The sequence below is a fragment of the Serratia sp. 506_PEND genome, from assembly GCF_001076875.1.
GTDB classification, from domain to species: Bacteria; Pseudomonadota; Gammaproteobacteria; order Enterobacterales; family Enterobacteriaceae; genus Serratia; species Serratia marcescens.
Map to the genome: position 1 here is coordinate 1 of NZ_JVEL01000262.1, position 1,041 is coordinate 1,041.

Genomic DNA, 1,041 nt, shown 5'->3' on the forward strand with positions numbered 1-1,041 from the left:
GGCGCGAGCCTGGGCTGGAGCAGTTTTCTGGGGATGCCGCCTGAGGTGGCCCGCGTCACGATATGCGTGCAGGAGTAAGCATGAGCAACAGCACACAACAGCTTTCATTACTGGTACTTAACAGCGCGCAGCTGGAGGGAGACTCTCAGGTTCAGCATTATTTCGGGCCGGAAGGGGGGACGCTGGGCTCATCGGATCAGGATGACTGGCAGCTTCGCGAAAGTATTGGCTCGGTTCTGCCGGGGCATGCGCGTATTGAGATGATTGACGGGCATTTTTGCCTGCACGACCAGAGCGGACACACATTTATTAATGGTTTGGGGTCACCGGTGGGGGGAGACCGGCTCGTCAGGCTGAATGCGGGAGATGAACTGACCGTAGGACCTTTTCAAATCCGTGTTTCCCTGGGGCAGAGACTACACGCTCCTGCGCTGGATGAACTGATGGATAACCGCCCACAGCAGAGTATGGATAAATGGCTTGAGGACACTCAGTACGACGCCGGAATGACGCATACGGTAACGAAGGCATCCCGGGAGGACGATCCTCTGGGGGCGCTGCAACAGGACAGCCACAGCGTGTCGTCGCTGTTGACAGAAAATACGCTCCAGGCGGCATCATCAGGGCCGGCAGGCGAATTCTCCGGAGGAAAAGAGACAGTGAACCAGGCATTTATTGAACTACCGGAGGTGGGACGTAGCGGCCTTACGCAGGACGAGGGGATGGCGGCGGCACTGGAGACCGTGCTGTCCGGCATGGGCGGAAACCTTGCGATGACCGGATCCACGACCGCCGCTGAGATGTTATTCGATATGGGCAGAACCCTGCGCGCGCTGGTAGAAGGGTTGCTGGCACTGCAGGCCGAACAGGGCGCACTTGCCGACAAGCTGCTGCGCCCGATTGAAGATAATCCGCTGCGCCTGGGACTGGATTATCACGGCACACTCTCGCTGCTCTTTGCCGAAGGACAAAGCCCGGTGCATCTGTCGGCGCCTGCCGCGGTGACGGAACTCCTCAGTAATATCCGCCTGCAGCATGCGG

At 59.1% G+C, this 1,041-nt stretch carries 1 protein-coding gene; it reads left to right on the forward strand.

Translation table 11 applies throughout. From position 1 onward, the window contains the following. Positions 1-80: 80 nt before the first annotated feature. Positions 81-1,041, forward strand: a 961-nt coding sequence (tagH, locus tag ADK28_RS06860) for a type VI secretion system-associated FHA domain protein TagH (protein WP_048795257.1), incomplete at its 3' end; no start/stop codon positions are given.